This is a genomic window from Variovorax sp. FW305-3-2-15-B-LB1, from assembly GCF_058787635.1.
Map to the genome: position 1 here is coordinate 1 of NZ_JBYSZY010000083.1, position 20,788 is coordinate 20,788.

Genomic DNA, 20,788 nt, shown 5'->3' on the forward strand with positions numbered 1-20,788 from the left:
CCCCCTCCGCCGCAAGCGACAAGCAGCGAAGGAGCACCGAGCCACAGCGCGGCCGTGGATGCGCGACCGAGGAAATTCCGGCGACCACGGGAAGGAGCCAGGGAAGAGAGGGAGGCGGATATCGAAGGAAGAGGGCTTTTCTTGGTTGTCATCGTCAGGTGCAAAAAAGGCAATGCCGGCGCCCATTCCCAGGCGACGCGGCCAGCAACGGTTTGTTGCGGCCGCGACTGTAGGCAGCGCTGGCCGCACTGGGAATTGCGTTTTTTGTGATACCTTTTTTGGATGACCAGACCAGTCACCGTCCGCCAAATCCGCTACTTCCTCGCCGTTGCCGAGGAGCGCAACTTCAGGCGCGCCGCGGAGCGGCTGGCCATCACGCAGCCGCCCCTGTCGCGGCAGATCGCAGAGCTGGAGGCTGAACTGGGCCTGCAACTGCTCGAGCGCAATACGCACGGCGTGCGGCTGACCAGCGCCGGAGAGCTGGCCATGCGCAGCTTCGCGGAGCTGATGCACAGTTTCGACGCGACGCTCGAGCATGTGGCCCAGTCCGCGAACAAGCTGCCGCGTCTTCGCCTGGGCGTTCTGAACTGGGTTCACTTGAACCGACTATCCGCAATGGAACGGAGCTTGGTGGAATCGGGGCATGCGAGCGGGATCGACGTACAAACGACAACGACGATTGCCGCAGCCTCGGCCCTTCGGCGCAACGAGCTGGATGCCGCCATCGTGCTCTGGCCGGCTTCGATGTACCGCCTGCGTGGCAACCTGGTCGATGAGGTCCCCCTCATGGCCTTCGTTCCTGCGACGTCGGATCTCGCGCGCCAGCGGCGCATTGCAGTGCGGGACCTGCAGTCCCTGCCGCCATTCTTCCGCTTCAGTCGCAGCGTGAACACACGCATGTACGACGAGTTCACGCGCGAGTACACGGCGCATGGCTTTCGGCCGAAGGCCGAGGCGCCAGCACCCGATCCGTTGCATGTCTTCGCCCAGATCGGCGCCGGCCGTGGCTGCACCTGCCTGCCTGCGCCCTTTGCGTTGCATCGCTACGCGGGCGTACAGCCCAGGCCGCTGCGGGAGCGGATCATGGTGCCGCTGGTGGTACTGACTGCGTCGCGCGTGACGCAGGAGTTGCACAACGCCCTGGTCAAGGGCGCGACGCGGATGCTCAGCGGGTGAACGGCATCGTTGTGGATGGCGCAAACGTCGAAGGTGCTGATGCTCCCCCGGGCCTTCTCGAAGGCATCATCCCTTCCGCGATCGACACGGCCGCCAACCTTGGACATCGGGGCGCGCGGCAGCGACGCGAGACGGAGCAGTTACTCATGGGTTCAGTCGAAGGCAGCATGGCTTGCAAGCAAATCCCCTCTGTTCATTGCCGGGCTACACCAAGGACGTCACGATATCGCGCACTGAGGGGACGCTGCCTGCAAGGCACCCGAGGCTGGCCCCACGCGCCATGGTGCAGATCGACAGCAGCGCCGCGAGCCCACCGCAAACTCTGTCAATGCGGTACTTCAGGGTTCATAAAGTCGACCAGTTGCCGCCACGCCCCGAACGGTCCTGCGATCGGGAACATCAAGCCGAGTGGCTCGAGCATGTAAAGCGGCCGTAGCTTCAACTCGCGCAGCAAACCGGCATCGAGGAGAGGCCGCACGAAGCTAAGCGGCAGGAACGACAGTAGGTTTTCTTGCTGCGAGAGCCACCACAACATGGCCGTTGAACGAGTGACGACCGGATAGGTGCGGATCGGGTGAGGCAGATTCGCGGTCAATTCGTCGAATCGCTCACGGGCGGCCGAACCCGTGGGGGCGAGTAGCCAGGTCTCGTCGGCGAGTTGCGGCCAGCCCAGGGAACGCTTGCGCGCCAGCGGATGGTCTGCGCGCGCCAAGACCGCGAAACGATCTTCGCGCACCGGCATGAACTGCCAGCCTTCCGGGATCACGGGAGGCCGTCGGCATGCCACGAGATCTGCCTCGCCACGTGCGATGGCCAGCAGTTGATCGTCCCCTTCGGCTTCCGAGAGGTGAACGGTGACATCCGGATGCCGTTGCGCGAAGCGAGGCAGCACGTTGAGCAGGAGCCCGTTCATCGCGCCGACCGAGGCGACGAGGCGGATGGCGCCGCCGATGCGTTGCCGTCGCGCGGTGACGACCTCGGCGCCGTCGGCGACGCCGATCAGCATGCGACGCGCAACGGGCAAGAGGTCTTCGCACGCCTGCGTGGGTCGCGCGCCGCGCGCATGCCGCTCGAAGAGCTGAACTTCCAGCAGCCGTTCCAGGTACGCGAGGCCCTGGGTCACCGACGACTGCGTCATGCCGATCGAGTCCGCCGCCCGCTGGAGGCTGCCCAGCTCTGCCACTTTCAAGAGGATCTGCACATGCCGAAACTTGCCGCGCGCGAGCAGGCGGTTGAAGAGGACGGACGCGTCATGGCTCAAGATATCGGAAAGTCTAATGGAAGAGCGTCATTTTTAATTTGTCGCCGATGGCTTGCTCAGGAATGATGGCAACTCCACAAACGGCGGGCAGCAAGCCACGCGACAGGAGACAAAACGTGAAAAAAAAATGGCCGCTGCTCGCGGTTGTCTGTTGCCTGCTCGGCGCCTTTTCGGCCCATGCGCAGGACGAGGTCTGGCCATCCAAGCCGATCCGAATGATCGTGCCGACCCCGCCCGGCGGCGCCTACGACCGCACCATGCGACCGCTTGCGCAGGAGTTGGCGTCGTTGCTCAAACAACCGGTGGTGATCGACAACAAGCCTGGTGCCGGCAACATCATCGGCGCCCAGGCGGGCGCCGCGGCCCCACCCGACGGCTACACGCTCACGATGACGGGCATGGTGAACACGATCGCCCAAGGCATGTACGACAACGTGCCCTTCAACATCGTCAATGACTTCACCCACGTCGCAATGATCGGCGGCGGCGCGCAATGGCTGGTGGTCAACAGCCAGTCCGGCATCGAGTCCTTCGCCGATCTGATCGCCCGCGCCAGACGCGAGCCGGGCGCGATCAACTACGCGAGCTCGGGCGCCGGCAGCACCGGCCATCTGTTGATGGAACTGCTGCAGAAGGCGACACAAACCTCGTTCGTGCACATCCCCTACAAGGGCGGCGCGCCGGCGCTGATGGATGTGCTGGGAGGCCAGGTCGCTGTCACCGTGATTCCGCCGAGCGGGTCGATGCAGTACATCCAGAGCGGCAAGCTCAGGGTGCTGGCGGTGTCCAGCCCGAAGCGCAGCCCCGAGCTCCCTCAGGTTCCGACTTTCGAGGAGCTGGGCTACAAGCAGCTGACGGTGATCTCCTGGGTGGGCCTGTCGGCACCGAGGAAGACGCGGCCCGAAGTCGTGCGCAAGGTCAACGAAGCAGTGCGCGAAGCGATGACGAGGCCGGAGCTGCAAAAGAAGCTCGACGCCGAAGGCATCACGCCGATGACGATGACGCCCGACGAGTTCACGCGCGTCGTCAAGAGCGATACCGAGCGCTGGGGTGCACTCACACGCAGCCTGCAACTCAAGGCCAACTGAAACCCAAGCCCATCCCTCATGCCTTTTGTCACATCGAACAAACGCGACATCTACTACGAGCGCCACGGCGCCGGCCCGGCGATCCTGTTCCTGCACGGAGCCGGATCGAACGCCGCCACCTGGTGGCAGCAATTGCCGGCCTTCACGCCGCAGTACACCTGTCTCACGATGGACATCCGCTGCTTCGGTCGTTCGGTGGCGCCGCCGGAGGAGTTCTCGCTGGAGCTCTTTGTCGGCGATGCCTTGGCGGTACTGGCGCGCGAAGGCATCGAGCGTGCGACGGTCGTCGGCCAATCGCTTGGCGGGATGATCGGGCTGCGGCTCGCGCTGCGCCATCCCGAGCGCGTCGCCGCGTTCGTCGCTTGCGACACGTCGCTGGCCATCGACCACCCGACGCTGGTCGACAGCATCGAGCGGCGCTTTAAGACAGTTTCCGCGGTAAGCATCGAGCAGCGCTCGCTGGGCGCCTGGTTCTTGAAGGCGCAGCCCGCGCTTGCAGCGCTTTACGCGCAGATCAACCACTTCAACCCGAGCGCTCACAGTATTGAGCCCGAAGCCTGGCGCGAGGCCGTACTGCGTCTGAACCAGCCCGAGAACCTGCTTGCCGTCGCTGAGATCGACCAGCTGGCTTGCCCGACGATGTTTCTCGTTGGCGCCGAAGACCCGATTGTTCCGCCGGCGGTCATGCGCGAACTCGGCCAGCGCCTGCCAGGAAGCGAGGTCGTTGTCGTCGAGGAGGCCGCGCATTCTGCGTACTTCGAGAAGCCGCTGGAGTTCAATCAGACGGTGTTCGACTTCTTGAGACGACGCGCCGACTCCTAGGTCTGCTGTGCAGCGACTTCTGAATCTCGGAGCTTGCCTCCATGCAAAAGCGCGCTCACGACCCGGCCCACGCTGGCGAGCAGCTCGGAGCTCTTCTCTCGCCTGTGCTCGAAAGCTCCGATACATTCTGTTGCCTTGCGCTCCGCAACCGCCCCTTGAAGACGCTGCTGAGACGTCCTATTTTTCTCCCGTTCCAAGTTGGTCGTAGAGAAATGGAGGACAAAGCCATGGCCATGGACATGCTCAAACAACTTGCCGGCTCCCCCTTGCCGGCGACCTTCCGGACCCGGGCGGAGATCGACCAGATCAAGCTGCTGCGGGCCGCCGGCCTCGTGATCGCGCTGACGCCCGCGCCGTCGGATCCCCTCACCCTCTCGGGCAGCCCCGACGCCGCCCAGGTGCTCGCCATCACCGAAAAAGGCCGCGCCGAACTCGAACGCATCCACTACCCCGTGGCCGCACAGGGCCCGTGGCGCGGTGCCGCGTCGCGGTGGCGCGCGAAGCTGCCCCACGCAATCCGCACCCGCCTGATGTAGGGAGGCCGCCATGCGTTCGAAGACGTCCAGCCGCATCCCCTACCGGGGCTTCAATATCGCGATCCAGGTCGACCGCGCCGGCGACCAGATCTTCGGCCACGCGGACTTGTTCGCCGACGACGAGTTCAAGGCCCGGCTCGCCGTCGGCACCCAGGGCCGCCGTACCAAGGAAGTCCGCGACCGGCTGAGACGCCTCGCAAAATCCAAGGTCGACGTGTGGGCGATCACGGGGTCCGCGCGGAGCGCTGCCGCGCCCGGCGATGCACGGCCGAGTCCGGGGTGATGCGCGGGTGAGCTACGGCCGGCGCGCAGCGCTGCTTAATTGAACAACTGGATTCCTTTGATTGGCGGTCGGCGCCGAATTGGCGGTCGGCGCCGCCCGTCCGCTGTTACCAGCGAGCACTTCCAGGAGCTGCTCAAGGAACCAAGTATTTCCTGCAGTATGAGCCGTGCGGGCGAGGTCTGGGGCAGCTCGGCCATGGAGAGCTTCTTCAGTTCACTGAAGACTAAGCGCACGGCCAGAAAGGTAACCGGGTCAGCGAGCAGGCTCGCGCCACCATGCCCGCTGTCGGGTCGGGGGCGGTCAGCAATCACGATGGAGCTGAACGGCGTCCGTCTGGACTGACGCTCCTTCGCGGGCGGCCGGCGAGCGCAAGCGCTGCACATTTGCCGCCCACGCGGGTTGACGCTCTCTTGAGGGCGCCCGCGGGCGCCCTCGCCTTACGACTCATCCGACCTCGACATTGATTCGCCGCGGCTTGGCATGCTCGGCCTTGGGGATACGCAGTTTCAACACGCCCTGCGCCAGCTCGGCGGACACCTTCTCGGTGTCCAGTTCCTTGCTGAGCGTGAAGACGCGGCGAAACCGGCCCAGGCCGACCTCGGTGTGGCTGGTCTTCAGGTCATCCGGCACGCTCAGGCCCGACTCCGCCTCGATGGTCAAGGTCTCCGCTTCGACATGAAGATTCAGCTTGTCGCGCGACACGCCGGGCAGATCGGCGTAGAGCGTGATGCCCCCGGCGTCTTCCACCACGTCGACAGGCGGTGTGAGGGCCGCGCCCTGATAGCGTGGCGCCTGCCCACGATCCATGGGTTCCGGCGCGCTGGGCGATGCGGTCTGTACGTCATTGCTCATGATGTTCACCTCCTTGTTTCACAGGACAGCGATGCGCCGCGGCTGTGCCGAGGCCCGGCGGCGGACCGTGATGCGCAGTACACCGTCGCGCAGCCGGGCCTCGACGGCCTCTGGATCGGCATCGTCCGGCAGAGTGAGGACGCGGCGAAACGGCCCCTCGAAGCGCTCGTTGATGTGCACGGCCGCCTTGGCCTGCGCATCGGGAAGCAGGCTCTTGCGCTCACCCGCGATGGTCATGAGACCACGCTCGAGGTTGATCTCCAGCGTGGCCGGGTCGACGCCGGGGGCGAACGCGAAGATCTCCAGCGCCTGCGGTGTGGCGCCCACGTTCAACGCGGGAAATCCGTTGCTGCCGTAACCGCGAATGGTGGGTGACAGATCGAACGCCTGCTGCATGTCCCGTTGCAGGCGATCCATCTCGGCCAGCATGTCGCGCGGGAAGAAAGATCGGTACATGGGAAACCTCCTGTCAAATCAATTGAACCTGAACAGAATCGAGCCGCCCCTCACTGGGGCAGGCCGTGCGTGCCCGTTGGCCGCGCAGCGCCATCGCTGTCCGCGCGGTGCCGTGCAAAGATCCGGGAGGGTCGCTGTCGCCAGCGCGCGGTGCGCGACTGCGGGTACGAGAATTTCGCCAACTCCTCGCGCCCCTTCTGCGTGATGGCCAGCACCTGGGCGGCCGAAGGGGAGCCAGACAGCGTGAGCGAGTTCGAGGGCGCGGGGATCAGGGCAACGACGAGCCCGGCGGCCCGAAGCACCCGCACCTGATCGATGTCCGCGGTGCGATAGAACGAGACAGGCAAGCGAGAGCCGGCAATTTGCTTGAGCAAGTTCATGGCCATTGAATACCTCCTTTTCGGTTGACCAATTTCCGACGCAAGCGAACATAGGAGCCTCCGAATCGATTTTCAAGAGGCGGTTTTCGACACCCGCGCGAGACGCAGGCCGACACGAAAAAAACCCGGCCGCACGCGACCGGGTTGAGGTTTACAGCAAGTCCGCGGTGGTGCCGCGGAGACAAAAATCTACCGCGCCGCGCCGACGCAGGCATGTCAGACAACTTCTGATTCTTGAACGCCAGCGCAATGGCCGGACCGACGCGCTAACGCGCCTGGGCGCGTCGATTCTGCAGGGCGTATTCGGGCAACATCCCTCTCAAGTTGAAGGCATCCTAGACCGTGCCGTTGCGAGAGGGTCAAGCACTTTCCAGGGGCCGCGGTCGCTGCGTCAGCCGTTTTTCGACGGGCACCCTCTGCCTGCAGCAGGCTGCGCCAGGTGTGCGGACATCAAGAGCTTCGGCCCAACCCGGAAAACGAAAGCGGTTGCTGGCCGGAGACTGACATGCGTCGCGTCCAGCGCAGCTCATCCGATGCTGGCCGAGCGCGCAACGGCCATCTGCAAACAGCTTGAGCCGGCCCTTGACGTCACGCGGCGTCGCAGGGATTCCCATCGCTGGACCACGTCTGTTTCCGGGGCGAAGGCCATCCGGCTGAAGTCGATCCTAAGGCGGTGGAAAGATGTAGAACCGTTTTCATTCGTTCGGCACTTCTTTCTCCTTCGTAATTTCCTTCGTTTTGGGAATTCAGGGTTATCACTGTAGAAACGTTTCCACACCCACCGCAAACTGCAGTCATGACCGGTTCTGCATCGCCCTTTCTCGCACCCTCCACACGCTTGCCACTGCGGCCGCCCCCCTACGAACCCGAGGTGGCAGCAGCCGTGCAGAGCACCGCCTTCAAGGGCCTGTCACCCCTGAACCTTCGACTGGCGCTCGCGAATCACAGCAAGCTCGGCCCGGCCTTCCAGGCCATGGCACATGTGGTGCTGTTCCAGTGCGCGCTGCCCGAACGGGACCGCGAGATCGCGATCATCCGCACCGGCGCGCTCACGCGGTCCGAGTACGAATGGGGCATGCACATCAGCATCTACGCGGACAGGTGCGGCCTGGATGCCGCGCAGGTGCGCGAGCTCACCGGCAGTGCCGACTGGCATGCGCTGTCGCCAGGCCTGTGGAGCGACAAGGAACGCCTGATCGTGCGCATGGTGGATGAGCTGCACCACCACTGCACGGTGTCCGATCAGACCTGGCAGTCCCTTGGCGCGGGCTGGCCGCAGGAGCAGGTGATCGAGCTGATCTTCGCGTCGAGCTTCTATCACATGGCCGCGCTGTTCCTGAACAGCGCGGCCGTGCCGCTCGAGCCCGGTGCCGAGCGTTTCCCTGCCCCGCTTGCACAGGCGAAAGTGCCGGCATGAAGGCCAAGATCACCATCCGCGAAGTGGCCAAGGCCGCCGGCGTTGCGATTGGAACGGCCTCGCGGGCCCTGAACCGCAGCGGGCGCGTTAGCGAGCAGGCCATCGCAGCGGTCACCAAGGCGGCGCGCGAGCTCGGCTACACGCCGGATTCGGTGGCGCAGAGCATGCGCACCCGCTCGACAGGCGTGGTCGGGTTACTGGTGTCGGATCTGGCCAACCCCTTGTACGCGCGGATCATCACGGCGGTCGAATCGCGCCTGCTGACGGCGGGCTATGCGCTGCTGGTGGCCAGCACCCACAACGACGACCAGCGCGAGAAAACCCTGATCGACCTGTTCCGGCGCCGGCGCGTGGACGGGCTCATCCTCGGTCCCTGCCAGGCCGAGACCCCGGCCTACCTCGACCAGCTGGCGGCGCACGGCCCGGTGATCGCGCTCGATCGCGACTTCCAGGGCAACAACGCGGGCGTGCACGTTGACCACTACCACGGCGCGCTTCAGGCCACGCGCTACCTGCTGAACCTCGGTCATACGCGCATCGCACTGCTGACGCCCGGCAGCGTGTTGCGTCCGGGTCGCGAGCGCATCATGGGCTACAGGGACGCCTATCTGGAGCGTGGTCTGCAGCCCGACCCCAAGCTGATCCGCGCCGAGAAGTCGGCGATGGACTTCGCCTTCAGCGAGGCCCTCTCGCTGCTGGGCTCCCCCACGGCGCCCACGGCCTTCCTGTGCCTGGGCACCCGCATCCTGTCGGGCGTGCTGCAGGCACTGCGTCACTCGGGCCGTTTGGCGCCCGATGACGTCAGTGTCGTCAGCATCGGCGACACCGACCTGTCGCAGCTTTTCAGTCCCGCCATCACCTCGCTGACCTGGGACCTGGAAGCGGTCGGCACCGCCGTGGCCGAGCTGCTGCTGCGGCGGCTGGACAGCACAGCCCCCCTTGAGCAGGAGCGCATCCTGCTCACCACCCAGATGGTGCTGCGCGAATCCTGCGGTCCGGTCGCCAAGGCACCCGCTGCCGTCCGCAAGAAAACGAGAACGGCCTCATGACGCAGCGTCTCAAGGACAAGGTGGCCATCGTGGTCGGCGCCGGCTCCATCGGCACCGACATCAGCAACGGCGCCGCCTGCGCCGTCACCTTCGCCCGCGAAGGCGCGACGGTGATCTGCGTCGACCGGTCGCCCGAAGCTGCGGCGACGTCGGTGCGGCGCATTCATGACATCGGCGGCATCGCCGAGGCCTTCGAGGCCGATGTGCGCAGCAGCGAGCAGATCGAGCGGATGGTGAACCACTGCCTGGCGCGCTTCGGCCGCATCGACGTGCTGCACCACAACGTCGGCATCGAGGAATTCGGCGAGCTGATCGAGGTGACGGAGGAGTCCTGGGACCGCGTGCACGCCATCAACCTCAAGGGCCCCATGCTCACGGCGCGCGAAGTGGTGCCTCACATGATCCGACAAGGCGGCGGCGCCATCATCAACGTCTCCTCCATCGCGAGCCGCAAGTGGAGCCCGATGCAGTTCCTGTCGTACAGCACCTCCAAGGCGGCACTGAACCACATGACGCGCGTCGTGGCGCGCCAGTACGCGCAGCACCAGGTGCGCTGCAACGTGATCGTGCCGGGCCTGATCGACACGCCGCATGCCGCGGCCCTTTTCAAGAGCGAACAAGAGGCGCAGGCCGGCCGACAGGCACGCAACGCGCGCTGCCCCATGGGCCGCCAGGGCTCGGCCTGGGACGTGGCCAACGCGGCGCTGTTCCTCGCCTCCGACGAATCGAGCTACGTGACGGGCCTGGAGCTTGTGGTCGACGGCGGACTGTCCCTGTAGACGGGTATTCGAGCATCAACGACAAGGAGACAACACCATGCGCAAACTGTGGATTGCCGCGCTCGCGGGCCTCGCATTCGCCGCCCATGCCCAGGCGCCCTCGGACTATCCGTCGCGGCCGATCCGCTTCGTCCTGATCTCGGCCGCAGGCAGTGGCGGCGACGCGCTCGGCCGGCTCCTGGCCGACAAGATGGCGCCCCTGGTCAAGGGCGTGTTCGTGATGGACAACAAGCCGGGCGCCAGCGGTGCCATTGCCACCGACTTCGTCGCCAAGGCGCCGGCCGACGGCTACACGATCGGACTGGGCGGCGCGACCACGCACGTGCTACTGCCCGCGAGCAATCCCAAGCTCTCGTACGACTCGGTCAAGGACTTCGCACCCATCGGGCAGGTCGGCACCGCCTCTATCCTGCTTATCGCGACCAACGACTTCCCGGCAAACAACGCCAAGGAGCTCATTGCGCTGGCCAGGAAGTCGCCCGGCAGCGTGCAATACGCGAGCTGGGGCATCGCCTCGACCGGTCACTTTTGCGGGGAGCTCTTCAATCTGCGCACGCAGGCACAGATGAGCCACATCCCCTACAAATCGGTGGTGCAGATCCAGACCGACATGCTGGGCGGCCACGTCAAGCTGGCCTACGTGGACATGGCATCGGGCTCGCCGATGGTCAAGTCCGGCAAGGTCAAGGCGATCACCGCCTGCACCTCGCGCTCGCCCAGTCTGCCCGACGTCTCGAGCTACGACGACGAAGGCATCGATTTCGCGGGCAAGCGCATGGGCGCGCTGCGCTGGGCGCTGTACGCACCCGCGGGCACCCCCAAGCCGATCGTCGCCAAGCTCTCCGCCGCGCTGAAGCAGGTCGTCGAGATGCCGGACGTGAAGGCGCGTCTTCTGGACCTGGGCATCACCGCCGCGTTCGTCGGTGGCGACGAACTGCGCGCCATGACCGCCGCAGACATCGAGGGCTGGCGGCAGATCGCCAAGGCCGCGAACATCAGCAATGAGTGACGCGGCCCTTCCCCTGCTGCAGGGCCGCGTGGCCTTGATCACCGGTGCGTCCCGTGCGCGCGGTATCGGCCTGGCGACCGCACGGCTGTTCGCCCGCCACGGTGCCCGGGTGGCGCTGCTCGACCTCGACGAAGGGCAGGCACAGGTCGCTGCCGAATCCCTCGGCGTCGAGCACATCGGCATCGGCTGCGATGTGCGCGATGCCGGCGCCTGCAAGGCGGCCGTGGCGCGCGTGCTGCAATGGGCGGGCCGCATCGACGTGCTGGTGAACAACGCTGCCATCACACAAAAACGCGGTGTGCTGGACGTGAGCGCCGAGGACTTCGAGCAGGTCGTGGGCATTGCCCTTCGCGGCACCCTCCAGATGTCGCAGTGCGTGATCCCCACCATGATCGAACAACGCAGCGGCTCGATCATCTGCATCTCGTCGATGTCCGCGCAGCAAGGCGGTGGCGTGTTCGGCGGCAGCCACTACTGCGCCGCCAAGGCCGGCGTGCTGGGCCTCATGCGCGCCATGGCCAAGGAACTGGGCCCCCAAGGCATTCGCGCCAACGCCATCACGCCGGGCTTGATCATGACGGACTTCTCGCGCGGCGCGAACTCCGACGACAACAAGCACGCGCTGGGCAAGACCTTTCCACTGAGCCGTGTCGGCCAGCCCGAAGACATCGCGGGCGCGTGCCTGTACCTGGCAAGCGACCTGTCGTCCTTCGTGACCGGCGCAACGCTCGACGTCAACGGCGGCGCGTACATGCGCTGACCACGCCCCAAGGAGTCCATTCAATGAGCATGCTGTTCGGCGGCGCCCGCCAGGTCGGCTATGTCGTCCACGACATTGAGAAGGCCATGGCCCACTGGTCACGCACGCTGGGCGTGGGTCCGTGGTTCTACAAGGAAGAAGTCGGCACGACCGAGTTCACCTACTACGGCAAGCCCTCGCGCCTGCCCAGGTTGTCCATTGCACTGGCCAATTCCGGCGACCTGCAGATCGAACTGATCCAGCAGCGCGACGACGCACCGTCGCTTTACCTCGATTCGCTGCGCCGCGGCGGCGAGGGCGCCCAGCACCTGGCCTACTGGACCGACGACGGCTTCGACAAGGCCGTGCAACACCTGCTGTCGATGGGCTACATGGAGGGGCACAGCGGCCGCATGGGGATGCGGGGGCGCTTCGCCTACTTCGTCCATCCCGACCTGCCCAGTGGCATGTTCGAAATCTCCGAGATGGCCGGCGGCAAGGGCGAGTACTTCCATCAGATCCGGCGTGCAGCCGAAGGGTGGGACGGCAAGGATCCGATACGCCGCATGGGCGCAACCGGCGCCGCGCCCACGCCATGACGGCCATGGCATACCCCGCTCAGCAACCAGCAGGAGATTCCGTGCAGACCACAACCCTTCAAGCGGCACGCATCAAGACGGTACGCGATCACATGGCGCTCGAGTGCACGCAGGAGTGGGATGCGGTGATCGACACCTTCGAGCATCCCCGCTACGAGATGCACGGCAGCGGCGTGGTGTTCGACGGCGAGGAAGAAGTGCGCGGCTATTTCCGCAGCTCGCGCACGCCCTTTCCCGACCTGGCCAACGAGATCATCGCCATCGCCGCCGACCAGGACACGGTACTGGTCGAGTTCTGGCTCAGCGGAACGCACCTCGGGCCGCTGCAAGCCAACGGCAAGGTGTTCGATGCCACCGGCCGGAAATTTCGCATCCGCCTGGCGGCGAGCTTCGAGTTCGCACCAGGCTCCGACAAGATCGTGTGCGAGCGGCCCTACTCCGCACCCGATGCGAAGCTGCGCGCGCTCGGGTTGATCTGACGACCCTCTCGCGCTTCGCCTCGGCTGCGCGCGTCGAGAGGAGGCGGGAAGCCACCCAACCTCCTGCTCACTGGCTGTGCGCTATCGTCTTGGCGGCTTGCACTCAACACCGAGTGATGTTTCTCCTGCGCTGCGCAGGCTCTCACAGCGGCCTGTCGCGCATCCGCTCAAGCTCGCCCCGGCCATGAGGCGTGATTCGCAGAACAACCGCTGGCAGGTCATGGGCTTCAGCCTCTTCTGGAAGGATCGCCTCGACAAGCCCCGCGGCAACCAGCACCGCGACGTTGCGGATGTCCATGGGGTCGGTCACGGTCAGCGGCAACGTTTCGTGTTCGACCTTCTTGAGGAAATCCATCGGCATGAAGCGCTCCCTTTCTCGAAGCGGCTCAGTTTAGGTCAAAGGACCTCCCTCAATCCCCGCAAGGCCCTTCTCTCTTCCATGAGCAGAACGGACTTCTCCCGCTCCTGGGGCTGAGCCCACAGTTCACGCACCGGAGAGCCTCAGCACATTGACGGCTTCCCGCAGCGACGCCGTCCTACGCCCACAAGCACCCACCCCTGAGATGTTGGGGACCCACCGACCAGGAGACCCCGATGACAGCCAAGCGCCATGAACCCGATGCATGCTCGCTACTCGACACCGATCACAAGAACGTCAAGAAGATGTTCGCCGCCTACGAGGAGCTTGCCAGCTCAAAAGCTGCCAGCGCCTCGGAGAAGAAGCGAGATCTTGCACTGCAGATCTGCATGGAGTTGACCGTTCACACGCAACTCGAAGAAGAGATCCTCTATCCAGCAGTGCGCGAAGCCATCAAGGAAACTGAACTGCTCGACGAAGCCGAGGTTGAACATGCGAGCGCCAAAGACTTAATTGCGCAGATCCAGGATTCGACCGAAGTCGATGAGATGTTCGATGCGAAGGTGAAGGTCCTGGGCGAGTACATCGACCACCACGTCAAGGAAGAGCGCAACGAGATGTTCCCCAAAGCGCGTGCCGCGCGGGGACTCGACCTGGTTGCCATGCGCGAGCAACTCACCACTCGCAAAGAAGAATTGATGGCGGACATGGCCCTCACGGCCTAGACTACCCCTAGGCCCCCTTCCTGGAAGCGTTCCGCCGCCCCTTCGCAAAGACGCAGCCGTCAATGCTGGCCCTCACCAAGCCGCAACTTCGCAATTCCACAGGAATGTTGCGCCCACCCGGTATCGCGATGAAGCTTCCGTACTTTGCATGCTCGTGCAACATCAAGCATCTGGAAAGTGTCCCGGGGCAGGCATGGCTTCGCCTGTTACCCCGGGTTCAGATGTATCGCTGCATGAACTGCGGGCAATCGCAAGTGTTTTCGCGGCGCTCCATCGATCGAGCCCTGGCCCTTCAAGATGCTCAACCGGCCAGCTCCAGAGAACTGGATGGGATGCGCCATCGTCCACCGCACTGATGCTCCGGGCGCGCCCAATGGGGCAGCGAGACCGAACGCCGGAGCCAATTCCGCGGTCAGGGGCTGAGTACGGGCACCAATTTCCACCCACGCTGGTTGGCCCTGAGCTCGAGGACCGTCCTCGCAAATTCGGCGGGTGGCTGGTTATCCGGTGGCACGTGGCCCGGCAGGCTCGCAGTCACAAACTTCTTGAACCGCGTGCGGTTGGGGGACGCCGCAGCGTCCTTCGAGATAGTGAACGGCCGAGCCGTGCAAGTCTGCAACCTTGGGGTCGCCAGTACCCCCCATTTTCGCTTCTATGCAGGGGCGCCGGTCCATGACACCGACGGCTTTGCACTCGGGTCAATCTGCGTCATCGACTTTCGTCCGCGGAAGCTGGATGGCAGCCAAAGACGCACCCCGCTGGAACTTGCTGCGATTGCTTCTGACGAAGTGAAGCTTCGAGAGCTGATGGCCAAGCTTTAGACGAAGCGAGCGCGCAACGGCCATCTCGCATTCAAGGGAATCACTGGGCCCGGCGCCCTCCCTCCCTGGCAGCTCGATCGATCACGTCGGCGACTGCCTTCGGCTGGGTCATGAATACCGCATGGCTTGCCTTGACCTCCTGAACCGTGGCGCCGATGCGCTTGGCCATCTTGTGCAACATCCGGACGTCGAAGGCCCTGTCCTCGGTCGCGATCACCGCCCAGCTTGGCTTGGTCCGCCATGCGGCGTGATTGAGCTTGGTCGCAAACACCGACATGTTGATCGGCACCTGCGAATCACGCAGGAACGCGGCGTCCGCATCGCTGGCATCGCCGGCGAAGCCGATCTTGAACTTCTCCCGATTGACGAATCCGAATCCGTCCGACTGCGTGTCGATCACGAAGTCGGGGGCCGTGAATCCCGCGTACTGTTCGCTTGTGGTCTCGCCGGCGTCGGGCGACAGCGCGGAGACATAGACAAGACCCACCACCTTCGGATGGATGCCCGCTTCGGTGATGACCGTGCCCCCCCACGAGTGACCCACGAGGATAGTAGGACCGTCCTGGCGCGCGAGCGCGCGCTGCGTCGCCGCCACGTCGTCGGCCAGAGACGTCAGCGGGTTCTGAACGATGGTGACCCGGTAGCCTCGGCCGATGAGCTCGTCATAGACGCCGCGCCAGCCCGAACCATCGGCAAAGGCGCCATGCACCAGCACGACGTTTTTCGCCTGCACCTGTTGGGCATGGGCGCCGCCACCGGGACCGACGATGCTGGCGGTTGTCGCAGCTGCGATCAAAAGCTTGCGAATCAGTGAGTTCATGGGATGTCCTGTGAGTGGATGGGAGAAGCGAAATGGTAGGAAAGAACGTATTGAACAGGGTTGCGAATATCACGCCAAAGTTGAAGCTTTGCGCGCAAGAATTGCTGTTCTTCAAAACTGCGTTTCGTGACACGCTGCAGATGCGCAATAAAGCTGTCCGGTCCGAATGGCGCGCGGGAGGCGTTGCCACGCACGCAGTCCCTCGCCATCGCACGCGTGTGCAGCCAGCTGCTTTCGTACCGTGCCGGTGATGGCCGCGGCCTTGCCTAGACCGTCGGGACGGTCCCGCCATCGATCAGGTGTTCCGACCCTGAGATCGAGCCCGCCCGGGGTGACACAAGGAACGTGATCAAGTCGGCAACTTCCTGCGGCCTGGCCGGTCGACCCAGCGGAATGCCGCCGAGCGATTGCATGATGATCTGCTTGCCACCCTCGTAATCCGTGCCGGCCTGGTGGGCCAGGCGATCGGCCAGCGCCACCGACGCTTCGGTCTCGATCCATCCAGGCGACACGCGCAGCACGCGCACGCCCTTGGGCGTCACCTCTTTCGACAACGCCTTGCTGTAGGTGGACAAGGCCGCCTTGGCCGCCGCATACGCGGTCGTCGATTCCGGCAGTGGCAGCAGGCGCTGGATCGAGCTGACGTGGACGATGACGCCAGAGCCCTGCGCGAGCATGGCGGGCAGCAGCGCACGATCGAGCCGCACGGCCGGCATGAGGTTCTGGTTCAGTTCGGCGAACCACTGGGCATCGTCCAGGGCCGCGAAGCCGCCGCCCGGTGCGCTGGAGCCGCCGACCACATGCACCAGGATGTCGAGGCCGCCCCAATGCCCGAGCACCGAGTGCGCCACCTTGGCGGCGCCTTCAGCCGTCGCCAGATCGGCGGTCACATGGACCACGCCCCCGATGGGCCGCGCGGGCGCGGCGCGGGCCGTGGTCATCACCTGCACACCGGCGTCGCGCAGGCCTTGAACGACGGCGGCGCCAACGCCTTTGGTGCCGCCGGTGACCAGCGCGCGCTGGCCCTGGAGTTGAAGATCGAAGCTCATGCCGTGATCTCCAGCGACGCAATCAGGCCGCGTTCGAGGCGAAAGCGATATCGAAGATCGACCGGACTGCCGGGAAAATTGCCGGCCACGTGCGCCCGCACGACCTGGAACTCCCCCGCGTGGTCCAGCGCAAATGGCTCGACCGTGTACGCGTACTGCGTGGATGTCGCGCTCTTCCATTCCTGGATGGCGCGGCGGCCGGTGTGTGTGCGGCCCTCGTCCTTCACGATGGCTTGAGGCGTGAAACAGCGGGCCAGGGCCTCGGCGTTCTGCCGATCGGCCGCGAAGTAGGCGGCGATCGGAGCGGGAAGGATCAGGGTACTCATGGTGACGACTCCTTGGATGTGAAGACCTCAGGATGCGCGTCGATCATCAATAAGTGAATCGCCTAGAATCTTCACGAGCTATGTAGAAGGAAATACAGAATGCGCGGATCGGAGTTTGCCGAGCTCAAGGCCTTTGCTGCCGTGGTGGAACGCGCGAGCTTTGCCCGCGCCGCCGAGCATCTGGGGCTGTCTGCTTCGGCGCTGAGTCAGACCATCCGACAGCTGGAAACGCGGCTGGGTACGCGGCTGCTGAACCGCACGACCCGCAGCGTGGCCCCCACCGCTACCGGGGCGCAGTTGTACGGGCGCATCGCGCCGCTCTTCCGGGACATGGCCGATGCGGTGAATGAAGCCAGCGCGATGGCGGGTCAGACGCGCGGCACGCTGCGCATCAACACCCTCGGCATGGCCGCCTGGCAGGTGATCGGCCCCCGGCTGGGCCGGTTTCACCGGACGCACCCGGAAGTGACACTGGACATCGTGGTCGACAACGGCCTGAGCGACATCGTCGCCGGTCGCTTCGATGCGGGCATCCGCGTCGGGGGCAAGCTGGAGAAGGACATGATCGCAGTGCGCTTGACGCCGGACGTGAAGATGGTGGCCGTGGCATCCCCGGACTATCTGGAGCGTCGCGGCAAACCGCGGTCCCCCGCCGACCTGCACGGCCACGCCTGCATCAACTGGCGCCTGCAGGGCGACGGGAGTGCCTACCGCTGGGAGTTCGAAAAAAAGGGCAAGCGGATCGAAGTGGCGGTGGAAGGACCCTTGGTCACCAACCACTCGGACACTGGCGTCGCTGCGGCACTCCAAGGGCTGGGGATCGTCTATGCCTTCGATCGCGAACGCGTCGATGCACTGCTCGCCCAGAAGCGGCTGGTGGAGGTTCTCGCCGACTGGTCGATTGCAAGGCCTGGCCTGTTCCTGTACCACCCCAGCCGGCGCCACTTCCCTGCCGCACTGCGCGCCTTCATCGACTGCATGCTGGAGAAAGACCCCTGAGCGGACTTTCTCTTCCCGGCGATCGGACCGGGGGCCGGGCAGGCCCTGCCGGCGTCGCTCGATGGTGACTTCAATATTTCCGCGGATAGGAGCCGGGCAGCCGGAACTCCGCATGGCTCGTGAGCAGCTTGGCAATCTCCGGCTGCGAGGCGTGATCAACGTTTCGATCGTTCATCGGCGGACTTGATCAGACGTTCCCTAGAGATCTCGGAGCAGACGGAAATCTGAGCGAGCGTCGATTGAGCGGCGCAGATCCGTCCGCCTTGCCGCCGCGGCGAGGCGGATCGACGCGCTGCCGGAGGACTCGATTGAGACGCACAGCAGACGTTCAGCGGGCCATACCGACTGACTGCAACCAGTCTGAAGCAGGCATCGACAACGATGGCGTACGACATCGTTTGCACGCACTGAGCCAGCGAGAACTCAAACGCTGAACCCCCTATCGCCGCTGGCTGTTCGGAGTGCAGTGTCTCGTGTTTCATGCCACCGGCTCTCCCGGGGCCGATCTGGCATGGCGGCGTGGATTGCCCATCTTCAGCACTGGACGAGACCCGTCAGTACTCAGCGGCCCGGCGCACGACCTCCAAGCTGAGTTCCACCATTCAAAGCAGCTGCCGCCCCATCCAGCTGCCAAAAAGCGCCAGGGCAGCCATGCCATCTACCGCCACGTCGGCCGCGCGAAAAAGCACCTTGCCTGGCATTGAACCGCCGCGTCGGCGCGCCGCCCACTGAACGCCCGGACACGAACGGCTCGCCCCCTCAGACCCCTCAGACCCCTCAGACTTCAAGGCTTCTGGGCTCTGCGTTGAAAAGCCCGTTCCCATCCAGTCCTTCGACCTCCTGCAGCATCTTCCCCCTAGTCATCCGTGTGGAGTATCGAGATCGTAGGTGACGAACGCGCCTTTACCTCATGGGGCCTTGCTATCGTCGTTGATAGCCGCGGCGCCGTCGTGCACTGCGGCGCCCGACGCCGTCACGGTGTCGCCAGCCCATTGCTGCGGCCGAAGGCTCAGCGCCAGGGCGGTACTCAGCATCGGGTAATGCGGCTATTTTCTCGGTCTATGGCCGAAGAGCCCTTCAGGCCTGGGTGACACGCGAGAAACTGCAGATCTTTACAGCCTCGCGGACGAAGGCCCTATCCCCGGCCCCGGGAACCTATCTGCGTCGAGAAGATGCCGCCCGATATTCCTGGGAATCCGGTTTCGAGCTCGGGGAGCGCTCGGTTGCCGAAAGTCTGGGCTGCTGCCGGTTTCAAAGACACCTTGTTGGGCATACTTCTGCGGAATCGATCGGACGATAGAACGGCTCTCTCCAGAGGAGAAAACACAAAAGCCGGACACCTTTGAAAGTGTCCGGCGTTGTAGCTGGTCTCGCTGTCGGATCAGGCCGTGGCGGTCGCATGGCCGATGAAGCCGGCTCCTCATGCCATCAGGATGGCGCGGCAGTAGTTCCCGCGACAATGTGATCGTGCTCCACACGCCTGTCATTTCAGCCCCTCTATTCGGCGCTGCTTGCTTGCGCAGGATCCAAACCCAGAACATCTTTTCCAGTCTGGCCGCACGCGTGCAGCCAAATTTCATTCCATGCAACGCCTGTCCGTAAGACCTCCTGAAGGAGACCTCGTCGATACATATCTGCTCAGCAGGAATATCGCCCATGCCATCGTCGCTCTCGCCGCCGACCCTCACGCTACCCTTGTGGAAGGGCTCCTCGATTTCAAGGTCGCTGACATCAGGATTCAAGACGGAGATATGGAGACGAGCGCTCCACTCACCGCCGAAGATCGCAAGTTGCTACGAGAAATCCTTCCTGATCTTCTTCCTCTAACCATTACGAGCGACGCAAGTGCTCGAGCTCTTTTTCGAGAGCAATGGAAGCTGCATCCCAAGGCGCCGACATGGCGCCCCTACCTGCCCACTGAACAGGATCAGGCAAAAGCCGCGTTCCAGGCTGTGAATATTTCGAGCAGGCACTTGGATCAAATGCAGGAGTGGCTGCGCCGCGGAGTGCTTCAGGCATTTGATCGTCATCTCATTCCAGCCATGAAGGTCGGACTGAATATTTACATTAGCCGGGAGGATGCCAAGCGATATCTCAAAGAGCACGGCATAGATACCCCCGAGCCCGCTCCCGAGCTTCGCGACGAGTCGCCTACAAACACTACTGAATCTAAAGTAGGAGATCACCGAATTACGCATCACTCATCGGAGATGAAGCCGCAGAAGACTGTTGACGATCTGATTGACTTTCTCATCGCATATAACCTTGACCGACTAACAGATGCGAAAGATGCCACCATTCTTGATCGAGTTATCGCGATGTTCATTGAACAATCGAGCACCACGAAACTAATCGACTTCGAAAAGATCAGCGGGCAGGGCTCGACTATTGAGATTCATCGGAAATGGGGGCGAAAGACTCTCGATCGAGAAACTATCCGAGGTCGGTTACGGCGCAAGCGCCCCTCGGAAACTCCGCGCGCAAACGCTACAGGGCAGTGATCTGGATTTCTTGGATATTCAGGATATTTAGGACGCTTATCGCTAAATTTCCATGTCTCCTCAGACACTGAGAAACGGCTTCCAAGAGTGCGACTTCGCCTCTTTGAAAAGCCGATTTTTTAACCACTCTGAGGTACTACATGGTTCGTTCTCCATCCTCGCTCAACGGGACCGCGTGCTATCACCAATGTTGGATTCCATCGATCTCTGACCCGAGATTTCCATTGAATACTGACCCACCCGCTTTGTGAGCCTGAAGGCTTC

The 20,788-nt window shown here is 64.1% G+C and carries 23 protein-coding genes and 1 pseudogene; 16 read left to right on the forward strand and 8 right to left on the reverse strand.

Annotation, left to right across the window (positions count from 1 at the left end; all coding sequences use genetic code 11):
* The first annotated feature begins 282 nt into the window (after positions 1-282).
* Positions 283-1,176, forward strand: a complete 894-nt coding sequence (locus AC3WQR_RS29855) for a LysR family transcriptional regulator (protein ID WP_139701809.1) — start codon at positions 283-285, stop codon at positions 1,174-1,176.
* 325 nt (positions 1,177-1,501) lie between these two features.
* On the opposite strand, the gene AC3WQR_RS29860 is transcribed toward AC3WQR_RS29855, so the two are convergent.
* Complete coding sequence (locus AC3WQR_RS29860) at positions 1,502-2,437, reverse strand: LysR family transcriptional regulator (protein ID WP_159277292.1); 936 nt, start codon at positions 2,435-2,437, stop codon at positions 1,502-1,504.
* Positions 2,438-2,553: 116 nt separating this feature from the next.
* Between AC3WQR_RS29860 and AC3WQR_RS29865 the strand changes: the two genes are divergently transcribed.
* The 5 genes and pseudogenes from AC3WQR_RS29865 to AC3WQR_RS29885 form a co-directional block, all read left to right on the forward strand.
* Complete coding sequence (locus tag AC3WQR_RS29865; protein ID WP_216850713.1) at positions 2,554-3,525, forward strand: Bug family tripartite tricarboxylate transporter substrate binding protein; 972 nt, start codon at positions 2,554-2,556, stop codon at positions 3,523-3,525.
* 18 nt (positions 3,526-3,543) lie between these two features.
* Positions 3,544-4,347 carry an alpha/beta fold hydrolase gene (locus tag AC3WQR_RS29870; RefSeq protein ID WP_070059271.1) on the forward strand — a complete coding sequence of 268 codons (804 nt, stop codon included), beginning with the start codon at positions 3,544-3,546 and terminating at the stop codon, positions 4,345-4,347.
* Positions 4,348-4,574: 227 nt separating this feature from the next.
* The gene (locus AC3WQR_RS29875; protein WP_139701812.1) at positions 4,575-4,883 is read left to right on the forward strand and encodes a hypothetical protein; all 309 of its coding nucleotides are present in this window, start codon (positions 4,575-4,577) and stop codon (positions 4,881-4,883) included.
* A 10-nt stretch (positions 4,884-4,893) separates the two neighbouring features.
* A complete protein-coding gene (locus AC3WQR_RS29880) occupies positions 4,894-5,166 on the forward strand; it encodes a hypothetical protein (RefSeq protein WP_095744407.1) in 273 nt (90 codons plus the stop codon).
* Between the two features lie 99 nt (positions 5,167-5,265).
* Positions 5,266-5,412, forward strand: a pseudogene (locus tag AC3WQR_RS29885) (IS3 family transposase); the annotation flags it as partial.
* Between the two features lie 198 nt (positions 5,413-5,610).
* Here AC3WQR_RS29885 and AC3WQR_RS29890 read toward each other — a convergent pair.
* The 3 genes from AC3WQR_RS29890 to AC3WQR_RS29900 all read right to left on the reverse strand — a co-directional run bounded on the left by AC3WQR_RS29890 (position 5,611) and on the right by AC3WQR_RS29900 (position 6,860).
* On the reverse strand, positions 5,611-5,973 hold the full coding sequence (locus AC3WQR_RS29890; protein WP_070059545.1) for an Hsp20/alpha crystallin family protein: 363 nt from the start codon (positions 5,971-5,973) through the stop codon (positions 5,611-5,613).
* 63 nt (positions 5,974-6,036) lie between these two features.
* A complete protein-coding gene (locus tag AC3WQR_RS29895; protein WP_062472360.1) occupies positions 6,037-6,474 on the reverse strand; it encodes an Hsp20/alpha crystallin family protein in 438 nt (145 codons plus the stop codon).
* Between the two features lie 50 nt (positions 6,475-6,524).
* Positions 6,525-6,860: a hypothetical protein gene (locus tag AC3WQR_RS29900; protein ID WP_062472362.1), complete on the reverse strand. Its 336-nt coding sequence runs from the start codon at positions 6,858-6,860 to the stop codon at positions 6,525-6,527.
* A gap of 790 nt (positions 6,861-7,650) precedes the next feature.
* Between AC3WQR_RS29900 and AC3WQR_RS29905 the strand changes: the two genes are divergently transcribed.
* The 7 genes from AC3WQR_RS29905 to AC3WQR_RS29935 are packed head-to-tail and all read left to right on the forward strand — an operon-like array spanning position 7,651 to position 12,925.
* A complete protein-coding gene (locus AC3WQR_RS29905; RefSeq protein WP_159277295.1) occupies positions 7,651-8,271 on the forward strand; it encodes a carboxymuconolactone decarboxylase family protein in 621 nt (206 codons plus the stop codon).
* A complete protein-coding gene (locus tag AC3WQR_RS29910) occupies positions 8,268-9,320 on the forward strand; it encodes a LacI family DNA-binding transcriptional regulator (RefSeq protein ID WP_492745602.1) in 1,053 nt (350 codons plus the stop codon). Before AC3WQR_RS29905 ends, AC3WQR_RS29910 begins: the two co-directional genes overlap by 4 nt.
* On the forward strand, positions 9,317-10,099 hold the full coding sequence (locus AC3WQR_RS29915; protein WP_492745605.1) for an SDR family NAD(P)-dependent oxidoreductase: 783 nt from the start codon (positions 9,317-9,319) through the stop codon (positions 10,097-10,099). The genes AC3WQR_RS29910 and AC3WQR_RS29915 overlap by 4 nt, the downstream gene beginning before the upstream one ends.
* 37 nt (positions 10,100-10,136) lie before the next feature.
* Positions 10,137-11,108 carry a Bug family tripartite tricarboxylate transporter substrate binding protein gene (locus AC3WQR_RS29920; protein WP_095744404.1) on the forward strand — a complete coding sequence of 324 codons (972 nt, stop codon included), beginning with the start codon at positions 10,137-10,139 and terminating at the stop codon, positions 11,106-11,108.
* Positions 11,101-11,868, forward strand: a complete 768-nt coding sequence (locus AC3WQR_RS29925; RefSeq protein WP_070059279.1) for an SDR family NAD(P)-dependent oxidoreductase — start codon at positions 11,101-11,103, stop codon at positions 11,866-11,868. Before AC3WQR_RS29920 ends, AC3WQR_RS29925 begins: the two co-directional genes overlap by 8 nt.
* A gap of 23 nt (positions 11,869-11,891) precedes the next feature.
* Positions 11,892-12,446, forward strand: a complete 555-nt coding sequence (locus tag AC3WQR_RS29930; RefSeq protein ID WP_159277297.1) for a VOC family protein — start codon at positions 11,892-11,894, stop codon at positions 12,444-12,446.
* Between the two features lie 41 nt (positions 12,447-12,487).
* Positions 12,488-12,925 carry an ester cyclase gene (locus AC3WQR_RS29935; protein WP_223301248.1) on the forward strand — a complete coding sequence of 146 codons (438 nt, stop codon included), beginning with the start codon at positions 12,488-12,490 and terminating at the stop codon, positions 12,923-12,925.
* A gap of 142 nt (positions 12,926-13,067) precedes the next feature.
* Here AC3WQR_RS29935 and AC3WQR_RS29940 read toward each other — a convergent pair whose 3' ends face one another.
* Complete coding sequence (locus AC3WQR_RS29940) at positions 13,068-13,286, reverse strand: hypothetical protein (protein WP_062472384.1); 219 nt, start codon at positions 13,284-13,286, stop codon at positions 13,068-13,070.
* 233 nt (positions 13,287-13,519) lie between these two features.
* Here AC3WQR_RS29940 and AC3WQR_RS29945 point away from each other — a divergent pair, with 233 nt between their 5' ends.
* Positions 13,520-14,008 (forward strand): hemerythrin domain-containing protein, encoded by a 489-nt coding sequence (locus AC3WQR_RS29945; protein ID WP_139701815.1) that lies wholly within the window; start codon positions 13,520-13,522, stop codon positions 14,006-14,008.
* Positions 14,009-14,869: 861 nt separating this feature from the next.
* On the opposite strand, the gene AC3WQR_RS29950 is transcribed toward AC3WQR_RS29945, so the two are convergent.
* From AC3WQR_RS29950 to AC3WQR_RS29960, 3 genes are all read right to left on the reverse strand, one after another.
* A complete protein-coding gene (locus tag AC3WQR_RS29950) occupies positions 14,870-15,649 on the reverse strand; it encodes an alpha/beta fold hydrolase (protein WP_139701817.1) in 780 nt (259 codons plus the stop codon).
* Between the two features lie 266 nt (positions 15,650-15,915).
* Entirely contained in the window at positions 15,916-16,698 is a 783-nt protein-coding gene (locus AC3WQR_RS29955; protein ID WP_062472393.1) for an SDR family oxidoreductase, read from the reverse strand.
* The gene (locus tag AC3WQR_RS29960; RefSeq protein WP_062472395.1) at positions 16,695-17,024 is read right to left on the reverse strand and encodes a nuclear transport factor 2 family protein; all 330 of its coding nucleotides are present in this window, start codon (positions 17,022-17,024) and stop codon (positions 16,695-16,697) included. Before AC3WQR_RS29960 ends, AC3WQR_RS29955 begins: the two co-directional genes overlap by 4 nt.
* 99 nt (positions 17,025-17,123) lie before the next feature.
* Between AC3WQR_RS29960 and AC3WQR_RS29965 the strand changes: the two genes are divergently transcribed.
* Positions 17,124-18,023, forward strand: coding sequence for a LysR family transcriptional regulator (locus tag AC3WQR_RS29965; RefSeq protein WP_139701819.1), 900 nt, complete (start codon positions 17,124-17,126; stop codon positions 18,021-18,023).
* Positions 18,024-19,606: 1,583 nt separating this feature from the next.
* Positions 19,607-20,524, forward strand: a complete 918-nt coding sequence (locus tag AC3WQR_RS29970) for a hypothetical protein (protein ID WP_492745609.1) — start codon at positions 19,607-19,609, stop codon at positions 20,522-20,524.
* The last annotated feature ends 264 nt before the right edge of the window (positions 20,525-20,788 follow it).